The organism is Rhodococcus sp. 1163 (assembly GCF_002091985.1).
Classification (GTDB): Bacteria; Actinomycetota; Actinomycetes; order Mycobacteriales; family Mycobacteriaceae; genus Rhodococcoides.
The window spans coordinates 37,216-60,250 of the sequence record NZ_MKKX01000024.1 but is presented as its reverse complement, the minus strand read 5'-3'; the positions used below and the strand labels follow the sequence as shown (position 1 = coordinate 60,250).

Below are 23,035 nucleotides of genomic sequence, written 5' to 3'. Positions count from 1 at the left end.
ATGAGTTCGGGGACGCTTCGACATTCCGCCACCACGGTGCTCGAGCAGTGGCGGACGAGCCAGTGGCACGAGGATTCGCTCCGCCACACGATGCTCGCCTTCATCGACAGCAATGCCGACGCGTGCCTGCGAGCCAACGAAGCTGGGCACCTCACCGCATCTTCACTGGTACTCGACGCGGAGGGCCGCAATGTCCTTCTCACCCTGCACCCGCGGGTAGGCCGTTGGATCCAGCTGGGCGGCCATTGCGAGGAATACGACGACACGGTGGTCGACGCCGCGTTGCGTGAAGCTCGGGAAGAGTCCGGTATCGAAGATCTCGACATCGACACCGCGCTGTTGTCCGCGCACACGCACCCGATCACCTGCTCGCTCGGCAAGGCCACCCGGCACCTCGACCTGCGGTTCCTGGTGCGCGCCCCCGTCGGGGCCCAGGCCGTCCGAAGTGCGGAATCCACGGACCTGCGCTGGTGGCCCGTCGATGCACTTCCCGACACCGCCGAGAAGGACACGATCGCCCATCTCGTCGAACTCGCGCTACTGCGCTAGCGACATCAGACGTCGGTGGAGAACCTGACTCCGCCGTCGGGCAACTTGACCCCTGGCCACACTCTGGCGCCACGAAGCAGTTCACAGCGGGCACCGATGTCGGCTCCGTCGCCGATGATGGCATCACGGATCAGTGCGCGCGGTCCGATACGTACACCGAATCCCAGGATCGAACGCTCCACGACTGCACCGGCTTCGACGACAGCACCGTCGAACACGACCGCACCGTCGAGACGTGCGCCGGCGCCGATCTCGGCGCCACGGCCGATGACAGTGCCACCGATCAGTAGCGCACCCGGAGCAACGCCCGCGCTGGGGTGGACGAGGGATTCGCCTCGCGTGCCGTTCAACGCCGGCGATGGAGCGATGCCTCGCACGAGATCCGCCGAGCCCTGAACGAAGTCTTCCGGGGTTCCCATGTCACGCCAGTAGGCACTGTCCACGTGGCCGAAGACGCGTCGGCCGTCGGCGAGAAGGGCTGGGAACACCTCCCGCTCGACCGATACCGGTCGATCATGCGGAATGGTCTCGATGATCTCACGCTTGAATACGTAGCAACCAGCATTGATCTGGTCCGTCGGCGGATCCTGAGCCTTCTCGAGGAACGCTGTCACTCGCCCGTCGGCATCGGTCGGAACACAACCGAAGGCACGAGGATCTCCGACGCGCACGAGATGCAGCGTCACATCGGCCTCGGTCCGCTCATGGGTGTCCAGGACGGCGGTCAAGTCGGTTCCGCCGAGGACGTCTCCGTTGAACACGACGACGTTGTCTGCCCGCAACCTCGGTAGAACGTTGCGAATACCGCCTCCGGTGCCCATGGGCTCGGTCTCGGTGACGTACTCGAGTTCGATACCGAGCGACGAGCCGTCACCGAAGTAGTCCTCGAATACCTCGGCTTTGAACGATGTCCCCAAAACCACGTGATCGATTCCGGCAGCCTTGATACGGGCGAGCAGATGCGTCAGGAAAGGCAACCCGGCAGTCGGCAACATGGGCTTCGGGGCCGACAGTGTGAGTGGCCGCAGGCGAGTTCCTTTGCCGCCCACAAGGATTACGGCATCTGTGTTGGAGCGGGTTTCAGCTGACATGGTCGGCCTCTCTATTCTCGTCGATCTGTCGCTGTCGAAGTGCCGCAGCCACAACCACCTTCGAGCGCACCGCCAGGCCCGCTCGCAGAACCCATCGTATGGGAGCCTGCCACGGATGGGGGTGCCGGTCTGCCTGAAACCTGTACGCACTCGTGTGATGCGCCGGCAGCATCAACTCTGGATGTCGTCCTGCCGCATGGCCTTTGGTGTGGGTGATTTCCACGTCGGGCACGTAGACATTCAGCCATCCGGCGGTTCCGAGTCGATCTCCCAAGTCGACGTCCTCCATATACATGAAGTAACGGGAGTCGAACCCGTTGACGGAATCGAAAGCGGCACGACGAAGCAAAAGGCAAGATCCGGACAACCAGCCGACAGCGCGTTCGGTCACCGCCTCGTTGTCCTGCCGATAACGTTGCGTCCACGGATTGCCCGGCCAGATTTTGCCGAGGACAGCATGTCCGACACCTGAGGTGAGGTCCGGAACTGCGCGAGCAGACGGGTACCTGGTGCCGTCGGGTTCACGGATGAGAGGCCCGAGCGCACCCGCACGAGGCCATCGCTCCGCCGCGGCAAGCAAACCGTCGAGAGATCCGGGATGCCACCGCACATCGGGATTGGCGACGACAACGAACTCGATGTCGTCGTCGAGTTCGGCTACCGCGCGGTTGACTGCCCCGCCGTAGCCGAGATTGGCTCCGGTTCGAAACAACCTCACATGCGGGTAGCGCGCGTCCGCGGCCTCGACGCTTCCATCGGTCGACCCATTGTCGGCCATGATGACGAGTGGCACCTCCTCTGTTGCCGAAGCGAGGGAGGAGAGGAATTGATCCAGATACTTCCCGGGGGAATAGGTCACCGTGACGACGGCCAGCTTGGAACTCACGCGGGCCAGACTAACCGGCGAAGTCGGTATTGCCTCACCTCGCGCCGGCACGTACCTCACCCAACGCATCGGTGAGTGCTGCGCGCCACGGCCGCAGGGGGGTGAGGCCGGCAGCTGTCCAAGCATCAGCAGACAACACCGAGTACGACGGCCGGGGGGCAGGGCGCACGAACTCGGCACTCGAGCAAGCCAACACGCGTTCCGGGTCTGCACCCGCGCCGGCGAAAACAGCACGTGCCAGTTCGTACCAGCTTGCTGTCCCGGTATTGGTCAGATGAAGAATCGGTCGCCCGCTCGACGGCGAAGCAGCGAGTTCGAGCAATCCGGACGCGAGATCACGGGAATAGGTCGGTGATCCGATCTGATCGTTCACCACCGACACGGTGTCTCGTTCACGTTCGAGGCGCAGCATCGTCGAGACGAAGTCCGACCCGGTTCCGGTGTAGACCCAGGCCGTACGCACGACCATCGCCGAGGGCAACACGCGTAGGACAGCCTCCTCACCGGCTAGCTTGGTGCGTCCGTAAGCGCTGCGCGGGGCCGTCTGGGATCGAGGGAGGTACGGGGAAGTCGCGGTACCGTCGAACACATAGTCGGTCGAGACGTGGACGAGGCGCGCGCCGACCCGTGCACATGCAATCGCCAGGTTCTCCGGACCCTCTGCGTTGACCTTCGACGCTGTTGCTTCGTCCGATTCGGCAGCATCGACCGCGGTATAGGCGGCGCAGTTGATCACCACCATGCCCGGCTCGACGGCGTCGGCAACTGCCCTCGCGTCGGTGATGTCCAGCTCTGCGCTGGTCACACCGATCGTCGTGTCGCTGCTCGCACTGCTGCTGTTGTTCGAAAGGTGCAGTATCTGCCGGCCGAGCTGTCCGCCCGCTCCGGTCACAAGAGTTTTCGCCACAGTTGCAAAGTGTGGCACGCCGCCCGTGCTTGAGCGAGACGGTGACACTTCACAAGTAACCTGACTGGTCGGGGCGAGAAATGCGTAGAACAAGAGTGGAGAGGTCAACAGGTGCAACGAGAGTCTGACGGATCGCGAGGCGAGCGGCGGTCCTCAGCGCGGCGTCGCGACCCTGGGCGACGCCCTGCTCGGGGGCGCACTCGGCCGCCGTACCCCAGCGACCGCCCCAGCGAGGACGGGAGTGCGGTCGGCAAACCTGAAAACGGAAGGCCGACCGAGAGGCCAGGCGTTCCTCGGATGGTGATCGCGGCAATGTCCGTTCTCGTGCTGGTCGTGACAGGTTTCGCTTGGCGAAGCGTCGACGACCTTCGTTCGAACATCGCTACGGCAGGGCGCCTCGGTCTAGGTGGTGGCTCCGACGGCGCCGTGGACATCCTCATGGTCGGCACCGACAGCCGCACCGACGCGCACGGCAATGCACTGACGCAAAGCGAGCTCGATTCACTGCGCGCCGGTGACGAGGTGGCATCGAACACCGACACGATCGTGCTCATACGCGTACCGAACGACGGTTCTTCGGCAACAGCGATCTCGATACCCCGGGATGCGTACGTCGAGGTTCCGGGAATCGGAAAGTCCAAGATCAACGCGGCCTACGGCGCAACGAAGGAAAACAAGCGCCTCGAACTCGTCGAACAGGGTGTGGCCGATACGGATGCGGACTCACAGTCGACCGAAGCCGGCCGTGAGGCGCTCATCGAGTCGGTGGCCGATCTGACGGGGGTCACCGTGGATCATTACGCCGAGGTGGGTCTGCTCGGTTTCGTGCTCCTGACCGATGCTGTCGGCGGCGTGAACGTGTGCCTCGATGCCCCGGTGGACGAGCCGCTGTCCGGAGCGAACTTCCCCGGCGGAGAGCAGACACTGTCCGGTGCCGACGCATTGAGTTTCGTCCGGCAGCGACACGATCTTCCGCGTGGCGACCTCGATCGAATCGTGCGTCAGCAGGTCTTCATGGCATCACTCGTGCGGAGTGTGCTGAGTGCGAAAACGTTGAGCAATCCGAGCAAGCTGAGTCAGCTCAGCTCCGCGGTCCAACGTTCGGTTGTTCTCGATTCCGATTGGGACATACTACAATTCGCGACACGGTTGCAGGATCTCGCCGGCGGTAAGGTCAAGTTCGAGACCATCCCCGCCGTCGACATCAACGGTGTGACCGATTACGGCGAATCAATTGTCGAGGTCGATCCCGATGCGGTGAAGACCTACGTCGAGGGGCTTCTCGACGGATCTGCCGACGACCAGGACTCTGCACCAGCGACCGACACTCCCACCGTCGATCCGTCGTCGGTGACGGTGGACGTTGCCAACGACAGCGGAATCGACGGACTCGCCAACGGTGTGGCAGCGTCGCTCGGATCACTCGGATACACGAGCGGCTCGATCGGAAACTACGAGGGATCGTCGGTCTCCACCACGACGATTCAGGCGGCCGATCCGGACAGTGACGCAGCGAGATCGGTGGCAACTGCTCTCGGCGGGCTCGAAGTGGCCTCCGACGACACACTGCCGCGCGACACCGTTCGGGTGGTACTGGCCTCGGACTACTCCGGCCCCGGCGCAGACGGCAGCACCACATCCCCGACCACCTCATCCCCAACCACCGAGGAAACGCTCGCGAGCAGTGCAGGCGAATCACCTGCGCCGCCGATCGACGCAGGCTCGGCGGGCCCTGCCTGCGTCAACTGAGCTCCGCTAGGGTTGCGCCTGTGGCCTCAACGTTGACGCAGGAACTGCTCGATCCGATACTCGCGACCGACCCCGCCGGTCCACGGGTGACGTATTACGACGACGGGACGGGTGAACGGGTCGAGGTATCGACGATCACGCTCGCCAATTGGGCTGCGAAGACCGCCAACCTGTTGTGCGACGAGTTCGGTCTCGCACCGGGTGCCAAGGTCAGTGTTCTACTACCCGCCCACTGGCAGAGCGCGGCCGTCCTGCTCGGTGCGTGGTGGGCAGGTGCCGAGGTCGTCCTCACCGCGGATGACACGGCAGAGCTCGCACTCGTGCACGGTTCTCGAATCGACGAGGCCGGCGACATACCCGAAATACTCGCCCTCTCGCTCGACGCGTTCGGCAAACCGGTTCCCGATCTTCCTATCGGTGTGACCGACTACGCCACCTCGGTACGCGTGCATGGAGACCAATTTCGGCCGACTGGCGCTGGCGCTGCTCTCGACGGACGATCGGTCGAGGAAGTGTTGGCGGAGGCACGAACCCGCGCTCACGCACATTCGTTGCAGGCCGGAGACCGCGTGCTCTCGTCGTTGCCGTGGGGTACGACCGAGGAATTGATCGACGGGCTGTTGTCGGTTTTGGTTTCAGGCAGCTCGCTCGTGCAAGTGAACAACCCGGACCCGACGAAGACCGACCGCCGCACCACTACCGAAAAGGTCACCAAGACACTCGGTTAGGACCTGCTCATGTATCCACCGTCGTCGAGGCCTGCTTCGATTTCGAAACGATTCTTCGAGCCCGGATTCCGTAATTCCTCCACCAGGTAGCGAACCGCGAACAGTGGCCCGTATCGAGCCCACTGATCTGCGTGCACCGCCTCATGGCGCAGAACACTGCGCGAGATGTTGGCGCGGGTGAGGTAAGCGGCACCGATGGTCGTGCCTCCGCGACCGAACCCAGCGCGCATTCCCCGACAGACGAAAAGCCGATGCTCGCCATCGAAGGCGATCTCGGCCCGCCACAACGTCGCATAGACGAGAGCAAGGTAAGTGACGGCGGATACCGCGCGCCCCCGAGTGCGAGTGTCCGGCCGCTGGATCGACCATGCGGACACCGGCGCGAAACGCATTACCCGAGGAGTTTGGCGCGCAGTGCCGCGTCCTTGTCGAGCACCATTGCCTCGAGGTCTTGTTGGAACTTCTCGATGCGCGACCGGAGCTCGGGGTCCGAGGCGCCCAGAATGCGAGCAGCGAGGAGTCCTGCGTTTCGGGCACCCCCGATCGACACCGTGGCAACCGGTATCCCGGCGGGCATCTGCACGATCGACAGCAGTGAATCCATACCGTCCAAGTACTTCAAGGGAACAGGTACACCGATGACCGGCAGCGGCGTAGCCGAAGCGACCATACCTGGCAGATGAGCTGCTCCACCGGCTCCGGCGATGATCACGCTGAGCCCCCGCTCGGCGGCGCTCGTCGCATAGTCGAGCATGCGCTTGGGTGTGCGGTGCGCCGAGACGACACCGACCTCGAAGCGAATCCCGAATTCGGCCAATGCGTCCGCTGCGGCCTCCATCGTCGGCCAGTCGGAGTCGCTGCCCATGATGAGGCCGACCTGAGGGCCCAATTGTTCGGTCATTGGTGCGGGTCCCATCCGTCGGTCCATTCTGCGTGCGACATCCAGTGTGCCGCGCGTTCTGCTTTCTCCCGGACAGCGGCCACGTACGCCTCGTCCGATGCTTGCCCGTTCGGTGCTCCGAGTACGTTGACATGGCCGATCTTGCGGGCTTCGCGCTCGCTCTTGCCATAGAGGTGCACCTTGGCGTCCGGCATCCGCGCGAAGAGGTGATGAAGCCGTTCGTCCATCGTCATCGTCGGTGCCTGCGGCGCTCCGAGAATGTTGGCCATGACAGTGACCGGCGCCAACGGCGTCGTATCACCCAGTGGGTAGTCGAGTACCGCACGAACATGCTGCTCGAACTGCGAAGTTCGGCATCCGTCCATGCTCCAATGCCCGGAGTTGTGCGGACGCATCGCGAGTTCGTTGACGAGGATGCCGCCGTCGACGGTCTCGAACAGCTCGACTGCCATTGCGCCGACGACTCCGAGCTCGGCGGCAAGCCCCAACGCCATTCTTTCGGCGTCGATCGCCACGTCGTCGTCGAGCGAGCCTGCCGGTGCGATGACCACCGCGCATTGCCCGTCGCGCTGAACCGTTTCGACTACGGGCCACGCCGCGCCCTGTCCGAACGGGGACCTACCGACCATGGCGGAAAGCTCGCGCCGCAGTTCGACCTTCTCCTCGACCATCAGTGCGACGCCGAGATCGAGTTGACGCGCCACGATGCTCTCTGCCTCGTCGGCATCCTTCGGCATCCACACACCGCGTCCGTCGTATCCACCACGGATGGATTTGACTACCACCGGCCACCCGTGGGCGTCGCCGAAAGCTGTGACATCTCCCACCCAGGTGACCTCGGCAAATTTCGGGATCGGAATCCCGAGCTCACCCAATTTCCGACGCATCTTCAGCTTGTCCTGTGCGTAGATCAGCGCCGACGGCGGTGGCTGTACGTTGACGCCTTCCGCGACGAGGACTTCGAGATGTTCGGTCGGTACCTGCTCATGGTCGAACGTGACGACGTTGGATCCCGTGGCGACCGTGCGGAGGGCGTTCAGGTCATCATGGTGTCCGAGCACGACATCGGCGCTGACCTGCGCGGCCGGCTCATCGGCGCCTGCGGAGAGGACTCGTAGGGTTTGGCCGAGCGCAATTGCGGCCTGATGCGTCATTCGCGCCAACTGGCCTCCGCCGATCATCGCCACTACCGGCATTCCGGTGGACGAACTACGGGGGGTGGTGGGGCGCGGAGATAGACCTGTCACGGCTTCATATCGTGTCATGCGGGGCAGATTCCACAGCCAGCAGACCCCCTCTAGGCAGGAATGGATTCGAACGCCCTCTCCCATTACTTCACTGAGAACTCGCTGATGATTCGCGTGCCGGTTAGCCGATTGGGCATTTCGTTTCGTAGACTCCTTCGTTGTGCCCTCGATCGACAGTTTGATTCATCGCCTTCCCGGTCCGCTACGGGTGCTGGCGATTCGTCACACCGAGCTGATCAAATTTGCAATCGTCGGTGGGACCACGATGGTGTTCGACCTGGTGATCTTCTATTCGCTCAGTCTGACCATCCTCGAGCCCAAGCCTGTCGTCGCGAAGATCATCTCGGGCGTGATGGCCACCATTTTGAGCTACATCCTCAACCGTGAATGGGCCTTCAAGAATCGTGGTGGCCGCGAGCGCCATCACGAGGCTTTGCTGTTCTTCACGATCAGCGGAATCGGTGTCATTCTGGCGGCTGCCCCACTGTGGGTGGCGAACAACTTGTTCGACATCCGCGAAGGGCACAACAGCCTGACGATGGTGTTGATTCTCGACTTCATCCTGAACTACATCATCGGCAATCTTCTACAGATGGCATTCCGGTTCTGGGCGCTACGAAAGTTCGCGTTCCCCGACGAGAATGCGCGAGGCGCTGCCGCGGGATCGACCGATTACGATCCGACGCCCGCGGAAGCTGCCGAGGAGCAACTCGGTCACAGCTGACCTACTTTTCTGCGCTCAGCGTGGCTCTCGAGCCCGTGGAGACGGGGTACTGGCTTCTTCGCGGGACGCAGGTAGGAACACCGAGAACAAAGCTGGCTTGCGTCGCTGCAATTCCAGCCTTCCACCGTCCGCCTCGACGAGTGCTCGTGCGAGGGCGAGACCCACGCCGGTCGATCCGGCGCCGGAGAACCCGCGATCGAAGATATGCGGGGCCAACTCGTTGCTGACGCCGCTGCCCTCGTCCGAGACCTCGATACACACCAGCGGCTCGCGCCGCCGCTCGGCCGTGTCCAGTGCCGGAATCAGCCGCACCGCCACGGTGCATTTACCGCCGCCGTGCGAGAGCGCGTTGTCCACCAGGACCGCGACTGCCTCGCGCAATCTCGAACCCGTCACCGATGCCTTGAGTTCCGGTCCACCTTCGAGTTCCAGTGTTCGGCCGACATCCTCGAAGTTTCGCTGCCACTCCCCGATGACTCCGCTGAGTTCCGCGACGACAGCTACGTCCTCGGCGCCAGCTGCACCGTCGCTACGGGACGAGCGCACCAACTCGTCGATCGCGAGGGTCAACCGATCGACCTGTGCCATCGCTTCATCGGCTTCGGCGACTACATCGGGATCTGGATGCGTCGATAGTTCGTCGAGCCGAAGCCGGACGGCCGTCAGCCGACTGCGCAGCTGGTGCGATACGTCGGCGACCAGCGCATGCTCGCGTTGCAGTCTGCCCGCGATCTCGACGGTCGCCGAGTCGAGGACTTCCGAGACCCGGTCGAGCTCGGCAATTCCGTGCCGTCGTGGATCAGGACGAAAGTCTCCTTCGGCGAGTCGCTGCGCCCGTCGTGCGACGTCGCGCAGAGGATCGGCCAGACGATTGGCGGTCAATACAGCCACTGCGGTTCCGATGAGAATCGATGCCAACACCACGAGTGCCACTGCACCGACAGCTTGTTTCTGCAAGGTTCGCATATCGTGCGACGGCACTTCGAGCCGTAACGATCCTGCAGTTCCCAGCGACAGCGATTCCACCAACGGGGCGGGCACGAAGCTCTCACCGATGTCCACCCTCGACGCGGCATCCTGTGGTGTCGGAAACACCACGACGAGGCGTCCGCCTTCTGGAACTGCCAACCTGAGCGAGCCGATGTCGAGGACACCCTCCACGATGCCTCGGTCCCCCTCTTGCGAGAGGATTTCCGATGCCATCCGATCGAGCCGACGTTGAAGGTCGTCGCGAGTGAAATCCTCTACCCACAGCCAAGCGGTGTAGACAAGGGGCAGACCGAGCAGCATAGCGGTCAGTAGGACGACGGCCAGGATGGATTGAAGTATGCGACGGCGCATCGATCAGTCGCTGTTGATCCGGAATCCGACTCCGCGCACGGTGGCGATGCGGCGCTCGGCAACCGATCCCTCGTCACCGATCTTCCGGCGCAGCCATGACATGTGCATGTCGAGTGTCTTGGAGCCGCGGAGTTCCGCGTCGCCCCATACTTCCCGGAGAATCGTCTCGCGGGAGACGACTTGCCCAGCATGGTCGAGGAGCACTTTGAGCAGCTCGTATTCCTTGTTCGCCAATGCGATCTCGGTACCGTTCACCAGCACTCGCCTGGCTGCAGGCTCGAGCCTGATCCCGCCGACTTCGATCGGGGTGTCCTCACCGGGACCGCGTCGCCGAAGCAGGGCCCGTACACGGGCCATGAGCTCGGCGAGTCGAAACGGCTTACCTACGTAGTCGTCGGCGCCGGCGTCGAGCCCGACCACGAAGTCGACCTCGTCCGTCCGCGCCGTCAACATCAGAACGGCAAGTTCGGAGCTGTTGGCGCGGACCTGCCGACAGACTTCGAGGCCGTCCATCCCCGGCAGACCGAGGTCGAGAATCAGCAGGTCGTAGTTCCCGTCGAGAGCCCGTTGGAGAGCAGCTGGACCGGTCTGCTCGACCGTCACCGTGTACCCCTCACGCCCGAGCGCTCGCGAGAGGGGGGCAGCAATTGCTTCGTCGTCTTCTGCAAGCAGCACTTCGGTCACCCGCGCAACCCTACGGTTCGTTTCTGTGAGAACGCTTCGATTACCAGCGTTTCCCCGCGCGCCATCCTCTTTTCGCCGAGTCCGAGGACTCCTCGTACGAGACTTCTCCGTCGTCGAACCGTGGACGGTCGTCCCGGCGAATCTCCAGCGCGTCGAATACTTGCTGGTAGAGAAGCGAGTGAACCCGCTGGACGCGTGGAATGTCGTCGAACTCCAACGGGTCGTCGGACGCCGAAGCAATGATGAGGGTTCCGGTACCGAGCATGCGATCGATCAACCCGTGCCGAAACTGGACATTGGAAATACGGCCCATCGGGATATCGATTCCCGAGTGGGTGATGACGCCCTGCCGGATGAGCACTCGGCGGTCGGTGACGATGAAGTGCGTGCATTTCCAGCCGATGAGGGGGGCAATGCACCGCCAGGCGACGACGATCGCCCACAGAACTGCAGTGACTATCGATGCGACAGTGGAACTCGAACCATCGAGCTTTACCGAGATCAGGCCGATCACGAAACCTGCGACAGCGGTGACGAGGATGAATGTCAACGCAGGCAGCACCAACATCTTCCAATGCGGGTGATGATGCAGAAGCAGTTCTTCCTCGTCTGCCAACGCATCTTCCGGATACCCCATACGACTCACTCCTCGGCCGGATCCTTTTTCGTACGAGGCGATCCTGCCACGAGAGCTGCGTCCTCATCACCATCCGAATCCGCGGCTCCACCGACATCTTCCTCACTGTCGGAATCAGCGGCCTCGGGATGAGCGGCCTCGGGATCGGCGGGGTCCGGTTCCGCATCGGTGGCCCGGCCGTCACCACCGGACATCAGAATGTCCGCCCACCTGGTTGCTGGATCGATGTCCACCAACAACGCTTTGGCCATCAAGGTCGACGGAATGGCGAGGACTGCTCCGAGCGGACCGAGAACCCAGGACCAGAACACGAGCGAAAGAAATGTCAGCGTGACCGACAATCCCACGGCGTCGCCGACGAACTTCGGCTGAATAATCGACTGGATGACGACGTTGACAACGCTGTAGACGACGATCACCGCGATCATCAGAGTGGGCCCGCCCTGCAACAGCGCCAACAGAGCGGGCGGAATCAGTCCGAGGACGAATCCGATGTTGGGAATGTAATTCGTGATGAACGACAACAGCCCCCACAACACTGGAAGTGGGATACCCATCGCCCACAGTGCACCTGCGTCGATGACGGCAACGATCAAGCCGAAGATCGTGGAGACGATCAGATAAGTACGAGTGCCCGTAGAGAAGGACACGAATGCGCCCGCGATATCGGGCCGGGTACCGACCAATGTCGATATCCGAGTGGTGAACGAACTGCCGTCGGCCGCCATGAACAACAGCAGCACGAGGACGAAAAGCAAGTTGGAGAAAATACCCAGCACGTCCACGAGAAGACCGTCGATCACCCCGAACACCGTGCCCGCATCGATTTTCGACATCAAACCTTGGATCTGGTCTTGCCCAATTCCGTTGTTCGACAAAAGAGTCCGAACACTGTCGACAAGACTGTCGAATTCATCGGCGTAGGTCGGCAACAGCGTCGCAAGCCGGGCGGTCGATACGACGAGTGCCAATACCAACACGAGAAGAATGGAGTACACGAGAACAATCGCGATGATCGTTGCGGTCCATGCCGGAAACCCCTTGCGCCGCAACCACTCTGGAAACGGATGCACCGCGACGGTCAGCATCAAGGCAAGAAACGTCGGCCCCACCACGCCCGAGAACGCACGCGTTCCGGCGACGCAGACGACGAGTGAGGCAAGCCCCAGCAACACGATCACCCCGCGTGGGAGCGACCACGACTCCGACACACTCGACGGCGTCGCATCCGATGCATGTCGCGGTTCCATGAGTGCCCCTCCGCAGTTCTTCATCTGCTCAGAACGATCCCATCGCATCTGTCGAAGCCACATCATCCGTCACGGATGATGTGGCTTCACCGGTTACTCGGGATCCACCGCGCGTAGGTGCGTGACATCCCCGGCCGCTACCGCTACCGATTGCCCGGACTCATCGTCACGAACGACGATGCGGCCGTGAACATCGACGTCGGTCGCCTCCCCCACCAATACTCGATCCCCAGGCATCTCGACGCGAACTCTTCGGCCCACCGTGTCGCACCGCTCGCGATATCGCTGAGCGAGATGCTCGGTGTTCCAACCGGAGTTCTTCCAGGAATCGACCTCGGCACCGATTCCACGCAACATTGCGCGCAGAATGGTGTCACGATCGGCCACGACCGCATTCTCGAGCACCAGCGATGTGGCCGTCGGGACAGGCAGTTCCTCAGTCGTCATCGACACGTTCAGCCCGATTCCGACCACCACGACCGGATGCGGACCGTAGGTAGCAACTTCGGCGAGAATGCCAGCGACCTTTCGCCCCTCGATCAAGACGTCGTTCGGCCATTTCAGGGCAGCGTCTACGGCCGCCACCGTTCGCAGCGCGTCGACTACGGCGACTCCGGTCAGGAGCGGTAGCCACCCGAGAACGGCCGGGTCGATTCCCGGAAATTTCATCAGCACCGACAAGAGGATCTGTGATCGAGGCGCGCCGGAGAACGGCCGAGAATGACGGCCACGCCCGCTGTCCTGGTGCTCGGCGACGAGCGCGGTGCGATCGGCGAGCCCGTCAGCGCGCGCAATGAGGTCGGCGTTGGTCGAACCCGTTTGCTCGACCACGTCGAGCCTCGACCAGGACGCTTGCGGTCCATCGACAAGAGCTCGACGAAGAGCCGCGACATCGAGCGGGGGGCGGTCGAGATTGGTCCACATGACCCAAGAGCATATGGCCCTACCGAACGCGCCTGGTCGATGTACCGGCCAGTAGACTTGTTTGTCGACTGTGCTTGTCGCACCTCGGTCGGGACACCCATCACAGTCGTGGTTAAAGTGATCCCCCATGACCAGTGTTCAGGACGCAACTGCACAGGGTTCGGCCGCCAAGCCCGATATCCACACCACAGCGGGAAAACTCGCCGATCTCAGAAGTCGCCGGGAAGCCGCGATGCTCCCCAGTGGTGAAGCTGCAGTGGAGAAGGTGCACGCGAAAGGCAAGTTGACCGCCCGAGAGCGCATCACCGCGCTACTCGACGAAGGTTCGTTCGTCGAACTGGACGCGCTCGCTCGTCACCGGTCCGTCAACTTCGGAATGGCCGACAACCGCCCCTTCGGCGACGGCGTAGTCACCGGCTACGGCACCATCGACGGGCGCGACATCTGCGTTTTCTCCCAGGATGCCACCGTCTTCGGCGGTTCCCTCGGTGAGATCTACGGCGAGAAGATCGTCAAGGTCATGGATCTTGCGATCAAGACCGGCCGTCCGCTGGTCGGCATCAACGAAGGCGCAGGCGCTCGCATCCAGGAGGGCGTCGTCTCCCTGGGCCTCTACGGCGAAATCTTCCACCGCAACGTCCAGGCCTCCGGAGTCATCCCGCAGATCTCGCTGATCATGGGGCCTGCCGCCGGCGGACACGTCTACTCCCCCGCACTGACCGATTTCGTCGTCATGGTCGACGGCACCTCGCAGATGTTCGTCACCGGCCCCGATGTCATCAAGACCGTCACCGGCGAGAACGTCACCATGGAAGAACTCGGTGGCGCGCACACCCACATGGAGAAGTCCGGTGTCGCGCACTACGTCGCGTCCGGCGAGCAGGACGCGTTGGACTACGTCCGAGATCTGCTGTCGTACCTACCGAGCAACAACCGCGCCGACGCACCCCGCCTGGCGCCGTCGGATCCGATCGTCGGTGGCATCGAGGAAAGCCTCACGGCAGAGGACCTCGAACTGGATACTCTGATCCCGGATTCACCGAACACCCCGTACGACATGCACGAGGTCATCCGCCGGATCCTCGATGACGACGAGTTCCTCGAAGTCCAGGAAGGCCGCGCTCGCAATATCATCGTCGGCTTCGGACGTGTCGACGGTCGCTCGGTGGGCATCGTGGCGAACCAGCCCACCCAGTTCGCCGGCACTCTCGACATCGACGCCTCCGAGAAGGCAGCTCGCTTCGTACGAACCTGCGACTGCTTCAACGTCCCGATCATCACCCTCGTCGACGTTCCAGGCTTCCTGCCCGGAACCGAACAGGAATTCAACGGCATCATTCGTCGTGGCGCGAAGTTGCTCTACGCCTACGGTGAGGCGACGGTCGGCAAGATCACCGTCATCACGCGAAAGGCCTACGGCGGCGCATACGACGTCATGGGCTCCAAGCACATGGGTGCCGACGTCAACCTCGCGTGGCCCACGGCTCAGATCGCGGTCATGGGTGCATCGGGTGCCGTCGGATTCGTCTACCGCAAGCAACTCCTCGAGGCCGCGAAAAACGGCGAGGACGTCGACGCGTTGCGGTTGAAGTTGCAGCAGGAGTACGAGGACACCCTCGTCAACCCGTACATTGCGGCCGAGCGCGGCTATCTCGACGCCGTCATCCCGCCGAGCCATACGCGTGGCCAGATTGTCGCTGCGTTGCGGCTTCTCGAGCGCAAAATGGTGACGTTGCCGCCCAAGAAGCACGGGAACATTCCACTATGAGCGCACCGGCAAAGGAATCGGACATCACCGAAGCTACGGATCTGATCGAGTCTGCAGGCCTGGAAGACGCATCTGCGATCGCTGAAGTCCACGCTGCGATTCGAGTGGTGAAGGGCAATCCGTCCGACCAGGACATCGCGGCACTTGTCGTGGTCCTCACCGCGGCGGCGGGTTCGACTGCCTCGACCATTGACTCACGTCCGCCGGAGCTGTGGGGTTCTCATGCCTCCAAGCATCGGACGTTCGCGCCGTATTCGCCGTACTCGTACGGCGCCTCGCAGCGCTACTAGAGTGCCTCGCTTCGTTCTCGCCTCGGCGTCGCCTGCACGGCTCGAAGTTCTCCGCAAGGCGGGGATCGACCCGGTCGTGCGGGTGTCCGGGGTGGACGAGGACGCGCTCACCGCTGCGCTCACCGCTGCGCTCGGACCCGATCCGGCACCCGAGGATGTGGTCGTAGCGTTGGCACTTGCCAAGGCAGAGGCGGTACTCGCCGAGTTCGACGACGCAGTGGTGGTCGGGTGCGATTCGATGTTGTCGATCGGCGACGAGCTACAGGGCAAGCCTCACAGCGTCGATGTGGCGCGGCGTAGGTGGGCCGCGATGGCAGGAAGATCAGGTGATCTTCTGACCGGCCACGCTGTCGTTCGAGTCGTGAACGGGAGGTCGGTCGCGGTCGCGGCCGGGTGCAGTTCGACGAAGATCCACTTCAGTGAACCGTCCCCTGCCGACCTCGAGGCGTATCTCGCATCGGGAGAGCCGTTATCGGTGGCCGGCGCCTTCACGCTGGACGGCCTCGGTGGCTGGTTCGTCGACCGCATCGAGGGGGATCCGTCCAGCGTCATCGGGATCGGTCTACCGCTCGTCCGTCGACTTCTGGCCGATGTCGGCACGTCGTTGTCCGAGCTGTGGGCCGATTCAGGGAATCAATAGAGCTGTGATGTCTCGGGCCCACTCGGCAGCCTGCACCTTGGGCTTGACGTTCGAGGAGCTGTCGTGCCGGGCGTGCTCGCCGACCTGTTGAGCGCCTAGTTCCACCAGCTTGTCGGCAATGATCTCGCCGCCGCGGTTGAATGTGTCCTCGTACACGCGGTCGCCCAGTCCGAACATAGCGAATCTGAGTCCGGAGAGGTCCGGGCCGTCCTCGACGAGCGCGTCGTAGAAGGGGCCTGCTCCAGTCGGCAGTTCGCCTTCGCCGTAGGTGGAGCAGACGATGACGTGAAAGTCGTCGGTATCGATATCGGATAGCTCGTATTCGAGCATGTCACGGACGTCGACGTCATGATCGGTCATCACCTCGGCGATCTTGTCCGCAACCTCCTCGGCTGTGCCGGTCTCCGAACCGAACAACACGACTACTGCCATGTCCACTCCCCTTCTCGAAACTTTTCCTTTGCAGGCCACCGAAAGAATCGGTAAGTGAGAATAGCCTCACCAGCAGTGCGGGTCGGATCCCACCTGCTCTCTGCGGGGACGACAGGTGTCCGCGGGCGGCTCTGCACTCCGAGCGCAGCTCCCTCGGTTCACCGAGCGCCTAGGATCGACAGAGTCAGATCGATTCGATCACTCCTAGGAGCGAAGAAGAAGTGCCCGTAGCAGCAGACCCCACGCCCACGTTTTCCGACTATGCGCACCCAGATCGACTGGTGTCCACTCAATGGCTGTCCGCACACCTCGGCACTCCCGGCCTCAGGGTCGTCGAATCGGATGAGGATGTGCTCCTCTACGACGTCGGCCACATTCCGGGTGCGGTGAAGATCGATTGGCATGTCGATCTCAACGACCCGGTCACGCGGGATTACATCGATGGAGATCGGTTCGCGGCACTGCTCGGCCGCAAGGGTATCTCTCGCGACGACACCATCGTGATCTACGGCGACAAGAGCAATTGGTGGGCCGCCTACGCACTGTGGGTATTCACCTTGTTCGGACACCAGGATGTCCGGCTGCTCGACGGTGGCCGAGACGCGTGGCTGGCCGAGAACCGCGAAACAACCCTCGACGTCCCCGAGTATCCGGCCACCGAATACCCGGTGGTGGAGCGAAACGACGCACCGATACGAGCATTCGCTGCGGACGTCCTCACGAGCCTGGGCACGATCCCGCTCATCGACGTGCGTTCACCGGCGGAATACACCGGAGAACGCACCCATATGCCCGACTATCCGGAGGAAGGGGCACTGCGCGGCGGCCACATACCTACCGCGGTCAGCATCCCCTGGGCCAAGGCTGCAGCCCCCGACGGTCGCTTCCGTACCAGGGCAGAGCTCGACGAGATCTACGCCGACTACGTCGCTAGTGAGAAGGTGATCGCGTACTGCCGAATCGGCGAGCGATCGAGCCACACCTGGTTCGTGTTGACTCATCTTCTCGGTCACGAATCGGTCCGGAACTACGACGGCTCGTGGACCGAATGGGGTAACGCTGTTCGGGTACCGATTGCACGCGGCGAGGAGCCTGGCTCCGCACCCGTGAAGGCCTGATCATGGCCGAGTTGCCGGAGTCGCTCTCCGAGATCGTCGAGGATTTCGCCGCGGTCGAGGGTCAGGACAAGCTTCAGTTGCTCCTCGAGTTCAGCCGTGAGCTTCCCGGGTTGCCCGAGCATTTGGAACAGGCAGCCATGGAGCCGGTGCCCGAATGCCAGTCACCGCTGTTTCTGTCCGTGGACAGCGCGGATCGAAATGCGGTCAAGCTGTATTTCAGTGCGCCGCCGGAAGCACCGACGACGAGAGGTTTCGCGTCGATACTCCACCAAGGTCTCGACGGACATTCAGCGCAGGACATTCTCGCTGTGCCGGATGATTTCTACCTTGCGCTCGGTCTCGGAGACGCCGTGAGTCCGCTGCGACTGCGCGGAATGTCTGCGATGCTCACGCGCATCAAGCGCCATGTGAGATGAAGCCAAGAAGGGACGGCCTTGATCCGCTGGTCGAGGCCGTCTTGATCGATACACTTTCGGGTCGGTACACTCACTGTCGGACACGGTGAACGCGATTCGGTAGGTCTTCGGTGCGCTCATCGTGGTTGTTTGTCTATCCCGCGTGAGAGTTGGTTGCTGTCGAATGGAGTTCACCGAGTTGGCGGACTACGCCATACCCGCAGGCACCATCACGGAGTGGATTCCCAGTGTCGGCCCCCACGCGAGCACCCCGGTCCTGGCCGGGTGGCAGCCGGACGACCGCCCTACGTCGTATGTGCACGAGGCGCACCTGCGCGACAGCCTGAAGAGTCCCCGTCAGGGTCGGGAGAGTTGGTTGGGCGCGGCGTTCGATATCGACGGCCCGCTCGACAAGCCTGCGTTCCGGCGTGCCGTGCTCGCGTGGATCGATCGCCACGAGTCGATGCGTTCGCACGCAGCCATCGATGTCGAAGGCGGGGAGCTGAGCCGAGTCACCGCCGCTGAAGGCACCGTCGACGTCTGGCAGGTCGAGCAGGAGCGCTGCGAGCTCTCCAGCGAGGTGTTGGACCATCTGCAGTACTTGTTCGACGAGTACACCTCCCCTCTCGCCTGGCCCGCCTATGCGTTCGTGACAGTAGAACCACTGGAAACGCGGGACACCGGAAAGGTGACCGTCTTCTTCGCCGCCGATCACTCCATCATCGACGGCCTGTCCACCGTTCTGGTTGCCCACGAGATATCCGCGCTGTACGCCGAGGCAGTCGACGGCACAACCGCCGCACTGTTCGAGGCTGGTAGCTACTTGGACTTCGGGGTGTCCGAGCGCCGGATGCATGCCGAACTCGAGCACACGCACGATGCCGTGGTGACCTGGCGCCGCTTCCTCGACGCCGGAGACGGTCAGCTACCGGCTTTCCCTCTCGACATCGGCACCCAGGGCAGCGGTGACGCTCCCCAGGGCGGGCTGACCGACTGGATCCTCGACGCCGCACGGGCCGATTCCTTTTCTGTTGCGTGCCGCAAGACCGGCAACAGTATGTTCGCCGGACTGCTGGCCGCGTTGGCAGTGGCCGGGGCGGAACTGACCGGCCGGACCGAGTTCCGGACCATCACACCGGTACACACTCGGGATCAACCGCACTGGGCGTCCTCACTCGGATGGTTCGTCGGATTGTGCCCGCTCTCGTTCGATATCGCGGATGTGGAATCGTTCGGCGCCATCGTTGCGCGGGCTACTCAGCAGGTCGCGGCAACCAAGCCGGTAGCCCGGGTCCCACTCGACCGAGTCTTCCGCGCGCTGGGAGCCTCTGCGAAGCCGCGCTTCGTGGTGTCGTTCATGGATGTGCGTTTCGCGCCGATGGCAGATCGGTGGGACGACTGGAATGCCCGGGCACTGCGCAGCAAGCAGTACGAACACGACGTCTATATCTGGATCAACCGCACACCGCGCGGGGTGAACATCTCGGCGCGCTACCCCAACAACGACATCGCAACCGCGCACGTTCACCGCTACGTCGGCGTGCTCCGGCGAATCCTCGACGAGGTGGTCGACACAGGGACGGCGTCGCTGACCTCCATGGTGAGCAGCGGCCCGGCATTGGACAGCGCATCTTTCGCTCCGACACCTACCAATCAGTAGGGACCTCCGGCTTTTTTGGGTCTGTTCCCTGTAACCACCATCCAGTTTCGGATGCGCCGGCGACTGTGCTTACACTCCGAATAGACGCCCGTAACCGAGCGGCGGAAAAACGCCGCGCACGGAACACTCGAAACCACAGGAGGCTCAGTGCCCAGCCACGCCAGCGCGCATATCACCAAGGTGCTTGTCGCCAACCGCGGCGAGATTGCAGTTCGGGTGATACGAGCAGCAGCGGATGCCGGCCTGACCAGTGTCGCGGTATACGCCGAACCCGACGCCGATGCTCCGTTCGTGCGCCTTGCCGATGAAGCCTTCGCTCTCGGTGGACAGACATCTGCCGAGTCGTACCTGGTGATCGACAAGATCCTCGACGCCGCCCGCAAGTCCGGCGCCGACGCCATTCACCCCGGCTACGGATTCCTGTCCGAAAACGCAGAATTCGCCCAGGCCGTCATCGACGCCGGGTTGATCTGGATCGGACCGTCGCCGCAGTCGATTCGCGATCTCGGCGACAAGGTCACGGCCCGCCACATCGCCGCCCGTGCCAAAGCGCCTTCGGTGCCCGGCACCTCCGAGCCGGTCAAAGACGCAGCCGAGATCCTCGCCTTCGTCGACGACCACGGTCTACCTATCGCCATCAAGGCTGCCTTCGGCGGCGGCGGACGCGGCATGAAGGTTGCCCGCACCCGTGAAGAGATCCCCGAGTTGTTCGACTCCGCCACCCGCGAAGCGATCTCCGCCTTCGGTCGCGGAGAGTGCTTCGTCGAGCGCTACCTGGACAAGCCGCGCCACGTCGAGGCACAGGTCATCGCCGACCAGCACGGCAACGTCGTCGTCGCCGGCACCCGAGACTGCAGTCTGCAGCGCCGTTTCCAGAAGCTCGTCGAGGAAGCGCCTGCACCGTTCCTCACCGATGCCCAGCGCGCCGAAATCCATTCCTCCGCGAAAGCAATCTGCCGCGAAGCCGGTTACTACGGCGCAGGTACCGTCGAATACCTCGTCGGCCAGGACGGACTCGTCTCGTTCCTCGAGGTCAACACCCGCCTGCAGGTCGAGCATCCCGTCACCGAGGAGACCTCCGGCATCGACCTGGTGCTGCAACAGTTCCGCATCGCCAACGGCGAAGAACTCTCCATCACCGAAGACCCCACGCCACGCGGACACTCGTTCGAGTTCCGCATCAACGGTGAGGACGCCGGCCGCGGCTTCCTACCGGCCCCCGGACCGGTCACCACCTTCGTCGCTCCCTCGGGCCCCGGCGTACGCGTCGACTCCGGTGTCGAATCCGGCTCCGTGATCGGCGGCCAGTTCGACTCCATGCTCGCCAAGCTCATCGTTACCGGTGCCACCCGCGAAGAAGCCCTCGCACGCTCACGTCGCGCGCTGGCCGAGTTCAAGGTCGAGGGCCTGGCGACAGTCATCCCGTTCCATGCTGCCGTGGTCTCCGATCCCGCGTTCATCGGGGACGGCACGAAGTTCGACGTCCACACCCGTTGGATCGAGACCGAGTGGGACAACCAGGTCGAACCGTTCACCGCCGGTGAGCCTGCCGACGAGGACGAGGCACTCCCCCGCCAGTCCGTCGTTCTCGAGGTCGGTGGCCGTCGCGTCGAGGTCTCGCTCCCCGGCCAGTTCTCACTGGGCGGCGGCGGCGCCGCGACCGACGGTGCGATCCGTCGTAAGCCGAAGGCTCGCAAGCGCGGTGGCTCGGGCGCAGGCGCAGCATCCGGCGATGCTGTCACCGCTCCGATGCAAGGCACTGTCGTCAAGGTTGCCGTCGAAGAGGGCCAGGAAGTCGCCGAGGGCGATCTCATCGCGGTCCTCGAGGCGATGAAGATGGAGAACCCGGTCAACGCTCACAAGGCCGGGATCGTCACCGGCCTGTCAGTGCAGCCGGGATCGGCCATCACTCAAGGCACAGTCCTCGCCGAACTGAAGTAACACGATTCACACCGACGTCCGGGTTAGTCTGTTCTCATGGCAGACAACCCGGACGTTCGTGTCGGTACGGCCGAGCGTGAACAGGCGCATTCCGCTCTGAGCCGGCATTTCAGCGATGGGCGACTCACCCTTCCCGAATTCGACGAGCGGAGCGCCGTGGTTGCGTCTGCCAACACGCGAAGGCAGCTGGACTCGGTGTTCACCGACCTTCCTTCGCCATCCTTGGATCCGACCGCCTCAGCGCCGTTGGACCTGAGAAAGTCGACTTCTCCAGCAAACACGGACGAGCACGACGGCGTCGACGGGTGGGACTGGCGTAAGACAGTGATGGCCGTGACCCCGATCATTGCGCTGATCCTGTTCTTCGTCGTCCCCGTCTCCCCCAGTTGGTTGTTCTTCCTGCTCATCCCACTTGTCGGTGCACTCGTTGCCGGTGGAAATCGGTCCAGGCGGCGCAATCGGTGACTGCGATCGATCCCCCGCGAGCACTGTTGTTCGATGTGTTCGGCACCGTGGTGGATTGGCGTACGAGCATTGCCCGCGAGGTCGCTGCGGTCACAGCAGCCCAGGTAGATTCACTCGCTTTCGCCGATCGGTGGCGCAGTCTCTATCAGCCGGCGATGGAACAGGTACGGTCCGGCGCGCGCCCCTTCACCAGACTCGATGTTCTGCACTTGGAGAGTCTTCGTATAGTCCTCTCCGAGTTCGATGTTCGAATTCCCGAACCCTCGATTGTCGCGCTGAATCTCGCGTGGCACCGCTTGGCCCCGTGGCCGGATTCGGTAACGGGCATCGGCCGCCTGAAGTCCAAGTTCGTCGTTGCACCGCTGTCCAACGGAAATATTTCGCTTCTGTTGGACATGGCGAAGAACGCCGGTATTCCCTGGGATGTAATCCTCGGCGCAGAGCCGGCGCGCGCGTACAAGCCGTTGCCCGACGCGTATCTCCGCACCGCTGACATCCTCGGCCTACGTCCCGAGCAGTGCATGATGGTCGCGGCTCACAACAGTGATCTGATGGCAGCCGGAGACTGCGGATTTCGAACAGCTTTCGTTTCTCGACCGCGAGAATACGGGCCCGCGCAGACGGAAGACAGTGTTCCGCAGTCGGACTGGACGTACAGCGTGCACTCGATCACCGAACTCGCCACGGCTCTGCACTGCTGAGGTACGT

At 63.1% G+C, this 23,035-nt stretch carries 25 protein-coding genes; 13 read left to right on the top strand and 12 right to left on the bottom strand.

Annotated features, from left to right (window positions below):
• Positions 1–549 (top strand): NUDIX hydrolase, encoded by a 549-nt coding sequence (locus tag BJD99_RS10815; protein ID WP_084346847.1) that lies wholly within the window; start codon positions 1–3, stop codon positions 547–549.
• A 5-nt stretch (positions 550–554) separates the two neighbouring features.
• On the opposite strand, the gene BJD99_RS10810 is transcribed toward BJD99_RS10815, so the two are convergent.
• From BJD99_RS10810 to rfbD, 3 genes are read right to left on the bottom strand one after another with little or no spacing between them, the layout of a single operon-like run.
• Complete coding sequence (locus BJD99_RS10810; protein ID WP_084346846.1) at positions 555–1,640, bottom strand: sugar phosphate nucleotidyltransferase; 1,086 nt, start codon at positions 1,638–1,640, stop codon at positions 555–557.
• A complete protein-coding gene (locus BJD99_RS10805; protein ID WP_084346845.1) occupies positions 1,630–2,526 on the bottom strand; it encodes a glycosyltransferase family 2 protein in 897 nt (298 codons plus the stop codon). The genes BJD99_RS10810 and BJD99_RS10805 overlap by 11 nt, the downstream gene beginning before the upstream one ends.
• Positions 2,527–2,560: 34 nt before the next feature.
• Positions 2,561–3,433, bottom strand: coding sequence for a dTDP-4-dehydrorhamnose reductase (gene rfbD / locus BJD99_RS10800; RefSeq protein WP_084346844.1), 873 nt, complete (start codon positions 3,431–3,433; stop codon positions 2,561–2,563).
• A gap of 312 nt (positions 3,434–3,745) precedes the next feature.
• Between rfbD and BJD99_RS10795 the strand changes: the two genes are divergently transcribed.
• Together BJD99_RS10795 and BJD99_RS10790 are read left to right on the top strand one after the other, a co-directional pair.
• The gene (locus BJD99_RS10795) at positions 3,746–5,182 is read left to right on the top strand and encodes an LCP family protein (protein ID WP_373270535.1); all 1,437 of its coding nucleotides are present in this window, start codon (positions 3,746–3,748) and stop codon (positions 5,180–5,182) included.
• Positions 5,183–5,202: 20 nt separating this feature from the next.
• The gene (locus BJD99_RS10790) at positions 5,203–5,910 is read left to right on the top strand and encodes a TIGR03089 family protein (RefSeq protein WP_084346842.1); all 708 of its coding nucleotides are present in this window, start codon (positions 5,203–5,205) and stop codon (positions 5,908–5,910) included.
• Here the strand turns inward: BJD99_RS10790 and BJD99_RS10785 are convergent.
• From BJD99_RS10785 to BJD99_RS10775, 3 genes are read right to left on the bottom strand one after another with little or no spacing between them, the layout of a single operon-like run.
• A complete protein-coding gene (locus BJD99_RS10785) occupies positions 5,907–6,302 on the bottom strand; it encodes a hypothetical protein (protein WP_179142286.1) in 396 nt (131 codons plus the stop codon). The genes BJD99_RS10790 and BJD99_RS10785 overlap by 4 nt on opposite strands.
• Positions 6,302–6,811: a 5-(carboxyamino)imidazole ribonucleotide mutase gene (purE, locus tag BJD99_RS10780; RefSeq protein ID WP_084346841.1), complete on the bottom strand. Its 510-nt coding sequence runs from the start codon at positions 6,809–6,811 to the stop codon at positions 6,302–6,304. Before purE ends, BJD99_RS10785 begins: the two co-directional genes overlap by 1 nt.
• Complete coding sequence (locus BJD99_RS10775; RefSeq protein ID WP_084346840.1) at positions 6,808–8,076, bottom strand: 5-(carboxyamino)imidazole ribonucleotide synthase; 1,269 nt, start codon at positions 8,074–8,076, stop codon at positions 6,808–6,810. Before BJD99_RS10775 ends, purE begins: the two co-directional genes overlap by 4 nt.
• A gap of 142 nt (positions 8,077–8,218) precedes the next feature.
• On the opposite strand from BJD99_RS10775, the gene BJD99_RS10770 reads away from it, so the two are divergent.
• Positions 8,219–8,782 (top strand): GtrA family protein, encoded by a 564-nt coding sequence (locus tag BJD99_RS10770; RefSeq protein ID WP_084346839.1) that lies wholly within the window; start codon positions 8,219–8,221, stop codon positions 8,780–8,782.
• Positions 8,783–8,797: 15 nt separating this feature from the next.
• Here the strand turns inward: BJD99_RS10770 and BJD99_RS10765 are convergent, their stop codons facing one another.
• The 5 genes from BJD99_RS10765 to BJD99_RS10745 form a co-directional block, all read right to left on the bottom strand.
• Positions 8,798–10,123, bottom strand: coding sequence for a HAMP domain-containing sensor histidine kinase (locus tag BJD99_RS10765; RefSeq protein WP_084346838.1), 1,326 nt, complete (start codon positions 10,121–10,123; stop codon positions 8,798–8,800).
• Positions 10,124–10,126: 3 nt separating this feature from the next.
• Entirely contained in the window at positions 10,127–10,807 is a 681-nt protein-coding gene (locus BJD99_RS10760; RefSeq protein ID WP_084346837.1) for a response regulator transcription factor, read from the bottom strand.
• Between the two features lie 40 nt (positions 10,808–10,847).
• Entirely contained in the window at positions 10,848–11,444 is a 597-nt protein-coding gene (locus BJD99_RS10755; RefSeq protein WP_084346836.1) for a PH domain-containing protein, read from the bottom strand.
• Between the two features lie 5 nt (positions 11,445–11,449).
• On the bottom strand, positions 11,450–12,694 hold the full coding sequence (locus BJD99_RS10750; RefSeq protein WP_143542117.1) for an AI-2E family transporter: 1,245 nt from the start codon (positions 12,692–12,694) through the stop codon (positions 11,450–11,452).
• 93 nt (positions 12,695–12,787) lie between these two features.
• Positions 12,788–13,618, bottom strand: a complete 831-nt coding sequence (locus tag BJD99_RS10745; protein ID WP_084346834.1) for a biotin--[acetyl-CoA-carboxylase] ligase — start codon at positions 13,616–13,618, stop codon at positions 12,788–12,790.
• 127 nt (positions 13,619–13,745) lie between these two features.
• On the opposite strand from BJD99_RS10745, the gene BJD99_RS10740 reads away from it, so the two are divergent.
• The 3 genes from BJD99_RS10740 to BJD99_RS10730 are packed head-to-tail and all read left to right on the top strand — an operon-like array spanning position 13,746 to position 16,316.
• Complete coding sequence (locus BJD99_RS10740; protein ID WP_084346833.1) at positions 13,746–15,386, top strand: acyl-CoA carboxylase subunit beta; 1,641 nt, start codon at positions 13,746–13,748, stop codon at positions 15,384–15,386.
• Positions 15,383–15,676 (top strand): acyl-CoA carboxylase subunit epsilon, encoded by a 294-nt coding sequence (locus BJD99_RS10735; protein WP_084346832.1) that lies wholly within the window; start codon positions 15,383–15,385, stop codon positions 15,674–15,676. The genes BJD99_RS10740 and BJD99_RS10735 overlap by 4 nt, the downstream gene beginning before the upstream one ends.
• Position 15,677: 1 nt before the next feature.
• Positions 15,678–16,316 (top strand): nucleoside triphosphate pyrophosphatase, encoded by a 639-nt coding sequence (locus BJD99_RS10730; RefSeq protein ID WP_143542116.1) that lies wholly within the window; start codon positions 15,678–15,680, stop codon positions 16,314–16,316.
• On the opposite strand, the gene BJD99_RS10725 is transcribed toward BJD99_RS10730, so the two are convergent.
• Positions 16,302–16,748 carry a flavodoxin domain-containing protein gene (locus tag BJD99_RS10725; RefSeq protein WP_084346830.1) on the bottom strand — a complete coding sequence of 149 codons (447 nt, stop codon included), beginning with the start codon at positions 16,746–16,748 and terminating at the stop codon, positions 16,302–16,304. The two genes, BJD99_RS10730 and BJD99_RS10725, sit on opposite strands and share 15 nt — an antisense overlap.
• Positions 16,749–16,969: 221 nt before the next feature.
• On the opposite strand from BJD99_RS10725, the gene BJD99_RS10720 reads away from it, so the two are divergent.
• The 6 genes from BJD99_RS10720 (at position 16,970) to BJD99_RS10695 (ending at position 23,028) form a co-directional block, all read left to right on the top strand.
• A complete protein-coding gene (locus BJD99_RS10720; protein ID WP_084346829.1) occupies positions 16,970–17,866 on the top strand; it encodes a sulfurtransferase in 897 nt (298 codons plus the stop codon).
• 2 nt (positions 17,867–17,868) lie between these two features.
• Positions 17,869–18,282, top strand: coding sequence for a SufE family protein (locus BJD99_RS10715; RefSeq protein ID WP_084346828.1), 414 nt, complete (start codon positions 17,869–17,871; stop codon positions 18,280–18,282).
• Between the two features lie 163 nt (positions 18,283–18,445).
• Positions 18,446–19,921, top strand: coding sequence for a condensation domain-containing protein (locus BJD99_RS10710; RefSeq protein WP_084346827.1), 1,476 nt, complete (start codon positions 18,446–18,448; stop codon positions 19,919–19,921).
• Between the two features lie 147 nt (positions 19,922–20,068).
• The gene (locus BJD99_RS10705; RefSeq protein ID WP_084346826.1) at positions 20,069–21,862 is read left to right on the top strand and encodes an acetyl/propionyl/methylcrotonyl-CoA carboxylase subunit alpha; all 1,794 of its coding nucleotides are present in this window, start codon (positions 20,069–20,071) and stop codon (positions 21,860–21,862) included.
• Between the two features lie 36 nt (positions 21,863–21,898).
• Entirely contained in the window at positions 21,899–22,327 is a 429-nt protein-coding gene (locus BJD99_RS10700) for a DUF1707 domain-containing protein (RefSeq protein WP_084346825.1), read from the top strand.
• Positions 22,324–23,028: a haloacid dehalogenase type II gene (locus BJD99_RS10695; protein ID WP_084346824.1), complete on the top strand. Its 705-nt coding sequence runs from the start codon at positions 22,324–22,326 to the stop codon at positions 23,026–23,028. Before BJD99_RS10700 ends, BJD99_RS10695 begins: the two co-directional genes overlap by 4 nt.
• Positions 23,029–23,035 lie beyond the last annotated feature (7 nt).